Source organism: Mycobacterium sp. TH-M103, assembly GCF_057473785.1.
Window position 1 is genome coordinate 1 of record NZ_JBYCLG010000219.1, and the last position, 6,160, is coordinate 6,160.

At 67.3% G+C, this 6,160-nt stretch carries 6 protein-coding genes and 1 pseudogene; 2 read left to right on the forward strand and 5 right to left on the reverse strand.

Annotated features, from left to right (window positions below):
• A partial coding sequence (locus tag AC2VOR_RS12720) for a 2-keto-4-pentenoate hydratase (protein ID WP_486963895.1) occupies nucleotides 1–483 on the reverse strand: 483 nt, incomplete at its 3' end.
• 72 nt (nucleotides 484–555) lie between these two features.
• Between AC2VOR_RS12720 and kstD the strand changes: the two genes are divergently transcribed.
• Nucleotides 556–2,238 carry a 3-oxosteroid 1-dehydrogenase gene (kstD, locus tag AC2VOR_RS12725; RefSeq protein ID WP_369736753.1) on the forward strand — a complete coding sequence of 561 codons (1,683 nt, stop codon included), beginning with the start codon at nucleotides 556–558 and terminating at the stop codon, nucleotides 2,236–2,238.
• Nucleotide 2,239: 1 nt separating this feature from the next.
• Nucleotides 2,240–3,100 (forward strand): MaoC/PaaZ C-terminal domain-containing protein, encoded by an 861-nt coding sequence (locus AC2VOR_RS12730; protein ID WP_369736752.1) that lies wholly within the window; start codon nucleotides 2,240–2,242, stop codon nucleotides 3,098–3,100.
• Between the two features lie 27 nt (nucleotides 3,101–3,127).
• Here the strand turns inward: AC2VOR_RS12730 and AC2VOR_RS12735 are convergent, their stop codons facing one another.
• The 4 genes and pseudogenes from AC2VOR_RS12735 to fadE29 form a co-directional block, all read right to left on the reverse strand.
• Nucleotides 3,128–4,297 carry a lipid-transfer protein gene (locus AC2VOR_RS12735; protein WP_369736751.1) on the reverse strand — a complete coding sequence of 390 codons (1,170 nt, stop codon included), beginning with the start codon at nucleotides 4,295–4,297 and terminating at the stop codon, nucleotides 3,128–3,130.
• A complete protein-coding gene (locus tag AC2VOR_RS12740; protein ID WP_369736750.1) occupies nucleotides 4,297–4,698 on the reverse strand; it encodes a MaoC family dehydratase in 402 nt (133 codons plus the stop codon). The genes AC2VOR_RS12735 and AC2VOR_RS12740 overlap by 1 nt, the downstream gene beginning before the upstream one ends.
• Nucleotides 4,695–5,648: a bifunctional MaoC family dehydratase N-terminal/OB-fold nucleic acid binding domain-containing protein gene (locus tag AC2VOR_RS12745; protein ID WP_369736749.1), complete on the reverse strand. Its 954-nt coding sequence runs from the start codon at nucleotides 5,646–5,648 to the stop codon at nucleotides 4,695–4,697. Before AC2VOR_RS12745 ends, AC2VOR_RS12740 begins: the two co-directional genes overlap by 4 nt.
• Nucleotides 5,645–6,160: pseudogene (fadE29, locus tag AC2VOR_RS12750) on the reverse strand (acyl-CoA dehydrogenase FadE29); the annotation flags it as partial. The pseudogene fadE29 and the gene AC2VOR_RS12745, both read right to left, overlap by 4 nt.

Consider the following 6,160-nt stretch of genomic DNA (forward strand, 5'->3'; position numbering starts at 1 on the left):
GGAGGCGTTGTCGGCGATGGTGTCACACAACGCGATCTTCCAATCGGTGATCCGGGTGTCGATCAACTCGATCGAAGGAACCAGCGCCTCGGTCGCGGCCAGCACGTCATCCTCGGTGCAGCCCGCCCCCGGCAGGTCGGCGGCCAAAATGAAACCCACCTCCACCTCGACTCGCGGGTACAGGTACTTGCCCGCCTTGACCGGGGTGTCCTCCAACACCCGCATCTCATCGAGCAGATGCCCGTAATCGGGCTCATCGACACCCATCATCTGCTGCATCGCCAACGACGACAGCCCCACCTTGTGCCCCACCACCCGGGCACCCCCCGAGACCCGCCGACGAATGTTGATCAACTGAATCTCATAGGCATCCACCACATCGATCTCAGGATGGGCAGCCGTCAACGGCGCGACCGGCTCACGACTCAACTCAGCACGCCACAACCCCGCAGCCAGCTCGTCGCGAACCTGCGCACTGAGCATTTACCGAAGTCCCCTCGTCCGTTTGACCGGGCCGGTAGCGCCCGGCCCGAGCAATTCTATAACGTGTTCTACATGACAGCGCAGGAGTTCGACGTCGTCGTGGTCGGCAGCGGCGGAGCCGGCATGGTAGCTGCCCTCACCGCCGCACACCGAGGCCTCTCGACGATAGTCGTCGAAAAGGCCTCTCATTTCGGCGGCTCCACCGCACGCTCGGGTGGGGGCGTGTGGATTCCCAACAACGAGGTGCTGCAGCGCTACGGCGTGCCCGACACCGCGGAGGCGGCCCGCACCTACCTGCACGGGATCGTCGGCGACGTCGTGGAGCCGGAGAGGATCGACGCCTACCTCGACCGCGGGCCCGAGATGCTGTCGTTCGTCCTCAAGCACACCCCGCTGAAGATGTGCTGGGTGCCGGGTTACTCCGACTACTACCCCGAGGCGCCGGGCGGGCGCGCGGGCGGGCGTTCGATCGAGCCCAAGCCGTTCGACGCCCGCAAGCTCGGGGCCGACATGGCCGGGCTGGAGCCGGCGTACGGCAAGGTCCCGCTCAACGTCGTTGTGATGCAGCAGGATTACGTGCGGCTCAACCAGCTCAAACGACACCCGCGCGGCGTGGTGCGCAGCCTGAAGGTCGGCGCGCGCACGATGTGGGCGAAGGCGACGGGCAAGAACCTCGTCGGCATGGGCCGAGCGCTGATCGGCCCGCTGCGGATCGGGCTGCGGCAGGCCGGCGTGCCGGTCGAGTTGAACACCGCACTCACCGACCTCTGCGTCGAGGACGGGGTGGTGCGCGGAATCTATGTGCGCGACACCGACGCACCCGAATCGACCGAGCCCCGGCTGATCCGGGCCCGGCGCGGCGTGATCCTGGCCTGCGGCGGATTCGAGCACAACGAACAGATGCGGGTGAAATATCAGCGGGCGCCGATCACCACCGAATGGACCGTCGGCGCCAAAGCGAACACCGGCGACGGCATCCTAGCCGGTGAAAAGCTGGGCGCAGCACTGGATTTGATGGAGGACGCGTGGTGGGGCCCGACGGTGCCGCTGGTGGGCGCACCGTGGTTCGCGCTCTCGGAGCGCAACTCGCCGGGCTCGATCATCGTCAACATGTCGGGCAAGCGGTTCATGAACGAATCGATGCCCTACGTCGAAGCCTGCCACCACATGTACGGCGGCGAGTACGGGCAGGGGCCCGGGCCGGGAGAGAACATCCCCGCGTGGCTGGTGTTCGACCAGCAGTACCGCGACCGCTACATCTTCGCCGGACTGCAACCCGGCCAGCGCATTCCACGCAAATGGCTGGACTCCGGGGTGATCGTCCAGGCGGAAACGCTCGAAGAGCTGGCCGAAAAGGCGGGACTGCCGACGTCGGCGTTCACCGACACGGTGGCGCGCTTCAACGGCTTCGCGCGTTCGGGCGTGGACGCCGACTTTCACCGGGGGGAGAGCGCCTACGACAAGTACTACGGTGACCCCACCAACAAGCCGAATCCCAACCTCGGCGAGATCAGCCACGCGCCGTACTATGCCGCCAAGATGGTTCCCGGGGACCTGGGCACCAAGGGCGGTATCCGCACCGACCTGCACGGCCGTGCGCTGCGCGACGACGGCACCATCATCGAAGGGCTCTACGCCGCAGGCAATGTCAGCGCCCCGGTGATGGGACACACCTATCCCGGCCCGGGCGGCACCATCGGTCCGGCCATGACCTTCGGGTATTTGGCCGCTCTACACATCGCGGGGGAAGCCTGAGATGCCCATCGACGTGGACGTCGCCCTGGCCGCCGAGCTGGAACCCATCGAATTCTCTTGGACCAGCAGCGATGTGCAGCTCTACCACCTCGGGCTGGGCGCCGGCAAAGATCCGATGGACCCCCACGAACTGCGTTACCTGGTCGACGACACACCGCAGGTGCTCCCGACGTTCGGCAACGTCGCCGCCACCTTCCACATGACCACACCGCCGACGGTGCAGTTCCCCGGCATCGACATCGAGCTGAGCAAGGTGCTGCACGCCAGCGAGCGGATCGAGGTGCCGGCACCGCTGCCGCCGGCGGGTTCGGCGCGCGCGGTGACCCGGTTCACAGACATCTGGGACAAGGGCAAGGCCGCGGTGATCTGGAGCGAGACCACGGTCAGCGCCCCGGACGGCACCCTGCTGTGGACGCAGAAGCGGTCCATCTTCGCCCGCGGCGAGGGCGGATTCGGCGGTTCACGCGGGCCGTCGGGATCGGACGGGGCTCCTGACCGGGCGCCCGATCTGGAAGTCGCGATGCCGATCCTGCCGCAACAAGCTCTGCTCTACCGGCTCTGCGGCGACCGCAATCCGCTGCACTCGGATCCGGAATTTGCTGCGGCAGCGGGCTTTCCGCGTCCCATCCTGCACGGCCTGTGCACCTACGGCATGACCTGCAAGGCAATCGCCGACGCCCTGCTCGACGGCGACGCCGGCGCGGTGGCCGCCTACGGGGCCCGCTTCGCCGGGGTGGCGTTCCCCGGTGAGACGCTCAGCGTCGCCATCTGGAAGGAAGACGGCCGTGTGATGGCCAGCGTGGTCGCGCCGTCGCGCGACAACGCCGTGGTGCTCTCCGGCGTCGAGCTGATTCCGGCCTAGGTTTCGCGCCCGGTTTCCGCCGGCGGCTTAGCCCAGGATCAGCCCCGACGTCGGCACGCCCGTCCCCGCGGTGACGAGCACGTGCTCGACGTCGGGTACGGGGTTCACCGAAGTGCCGCGCAGCTGCCGCACGCCCTCGGCGATGCCGTTCATGCCGTGAATGTAAGCCTCGCCGAGCTGGCCGCCGTGGGTGTTGATGGGCAGCCGGCCGCCCACCTCGATCGCGCCGTCGGCGATGAAGTCCTTGGCCTCGCCCTTGCCGCAGAAACCCAACTCCTCCAACTGGATCAGCGTAAAGGGTGTGAAGTGGTCGTAGATGACCGCGGTCTGGATGTCGCTCGGTTTGAGCCCGGACTGCCGCCAGAGCTGGTGGCCCACCACGCCCATCTCGGGCAGGCCGAGCTCGGGGCGGTAGTAGCTGACCATCGTGTACTGGTCCGGGCTGGAGCCCTGCGCTGCCGCCTCGATCACCGCGGGGCGTTGCTTGAGGTCGCGCGCGCGTTCCACCGACGTCACCACGATCGCCACGGCCCCGTCGGTTTCCTGGCAGCAGTCCAGCAGCCGCAACGGCTCGGCGATCCACCGCGAATTCTGGTGGTCCTCGATCGTTATCGGCTTCTCGTAGAAATAGGCCTTCGGGTTCTTGGCGGCGTGCTTGCGGTCGGCCACCGAGATGGCGCCGAAGTCGCGGCTGGTCGCGCCGGACAGATGCATGTAGCGCTGGGCGATCATGGCCACCTGCGCTGCCGGGGTGGAGAGCCCGTGTGGATACGAGAACGAATTGTCCGCTGCTGTCGAATCCGCCTGTGCGCCGCCGTCTCCCACCAGGCGGGTCTGCACCTGGCCGAAGCGCATGCCCGAGCGCTCGTTGAAGGCCCGGTAGGCGACGACGACGTCGGCCACCCCGGTGGCGACGGCGATCGCGGCCTGCTGGACAGTCGCGCACGCGGCGCCGCCGCCGTAACCGATCTGGGAGAAGAACTTCAGATCGCCGATTCCCACGGCACGCGCGACCGCGGTCTCGTTGTTTGTGTCCATCGTGAAGGTGGTCAGCCCGTCTACGTCCGACGGTGAGAGACCGGCATCGCCCAGCGCGTCCAGCACCGCCTCGGCCGCCAGCCTCAGCTCGCTGCGCCCCGAGTTCTTCGAGAAGTCGGTGGCGCCGATGCCGACAATCGCCGCTTTACCGGACAGCATCACGCATCCCCAATCGTCAACGTCACCGTGGCGATGACATGATCGCCAAGGCTGTTGCGGCCCAACACCTTGACTGTGATCAGACCGTCCTCGATCGAAGTCACCTCACCGGAGAAAGTCACCGTGTCGTAGGCGTACCACGGCACGCCCAGCCGCAGCCCGATCGACTTGATCAGGGCCGACGGACCGGCCCAGTCGGTGACGTAGCGCTGCACCAGACCGGTGTCGGTCAAGATGTTGACGAAGATGTCCTTGGACCCCTTGGCCTGCGCCTTGTCGCGGTCGTGGTGCACGTCCTGGAAGTCCCGGGTGGCCAGGGCCGTCGAGATGATGAACGTCGGGTCGCCGTAGAGTTTGAGCTCGGGCAGCGTCGTGCCCACCTCGACAACGGGTGCGCTCATGCCGAAGGCTCCCAGGCGTAGAGGGTCCATTCCGGGCCGGTGGCACCGGCCGGAAAGTCGATATACGTTGCGCGCACCGGCATTCCGATCCTCACCTCGCCGGGGTCCACGCCACGCAGCTCACCCAGCATGCGCACGCCCTCCTCGAGTTCGACCAAAGCGATCACGAACGGCAGCGTGCGGCCGGGCACCTTCGGCGCGTGGTGCACCACGAAGCTGAACACGGTGCCGTTGCCGCCGGCCACCACGTAGTCGATCGGCGCTGCTTTGTCCTGCCACACCGCGGGCACGGGCGGGTGCTGCAGGCTCCCGTCCGGGCGCCGCTGGATCCGCAGCTCGTGCGCCTTGACACCCTCCCAGAAGAAGGCGGTGTCCCGCGACGAAGACGGGCGCATCATGGCGTCGGGGTCCAGGTCCGCCGGAACCGTGGCAGCCACCGTGGATTCCTCGCGCGGCCTGAATTTCATTATGCGCCAATTCATCTCGGCGACGTCCTCGTCACCCACCCGCCACGTGATGTGCTGGTTGACGAAGAAGCCCTCGCCCAGCGCGGTCTGCTTCGGCCCGACCACGTCACCCATCTCGGAGGTGATGGCGACCCGCTCGCCGGGGCGAAGATAACGGTGATAGGTCTGCTCGCAGTTCGTGGCCACCACGCCGATGTACCCCGCGTCGTCGAAGAGCTGCATGATGGGCCCCAGCGGGTCGTCCTTGGGACGCGCACCGCCCAGCCCGAACATCGTCCACACCTGAATCATGGCTGGCGGGGCCACGATTCCGGGGTGGCCGACCGCCCTGGCCGCGGCCTCGTCGACGTAGATGGGGTTGCGGTCGCCGATCGCCTCCACCCAGTTGTTCACCATCGGCTGGTTCACCGGGTCGCGCCCGACGCGCGGCTTGGGGGCGCCCGCCGCCTTGATCTCGGCGACGGCCTCCTGGATATCTGTCATCTGGGCACCCTCGGCACCTTGAGTCCCGCGGCCGCGATCATCTCTCGCATGACTTCGTTCACTCCGCCACCGAAGGTGATCACCAGATTGCGCTTGGTCTGGGAGTCGAGCCAGCCGAGCAGTTCGGCGGTGCCCGGATCGGCGGGGTTGCCGTATTTGCCGACGATCTCCTCGGCGAGTCGACCGACGTACTGAATGCGTTCGGTGCCGAAGACTTTCGTCGACGCGGCGTCGGCGACGTTGATGTCCTCGCCCGCGGCGGCCACCTGCCAGTTGAGCAGTTCGTTGACCCGCCACATCGAGTAGATCTCACCGAGCGCTCGTTTGACGTCGGCGTGGTCGATCGGGGTGACCCCGTCGCTACCGGGTTTGGACGCCCACGCGTGCACCCGGTCGTAGATGCCGGCGGTACGTCCCGCCGGGCCCAGCATCACCCGCTCGTTGTTGAGCTGGGTGGTGATCAGCTGCCACCCGCCGTTCTCCTCGCCGACCAGCATGTCGGCGGGCACCCG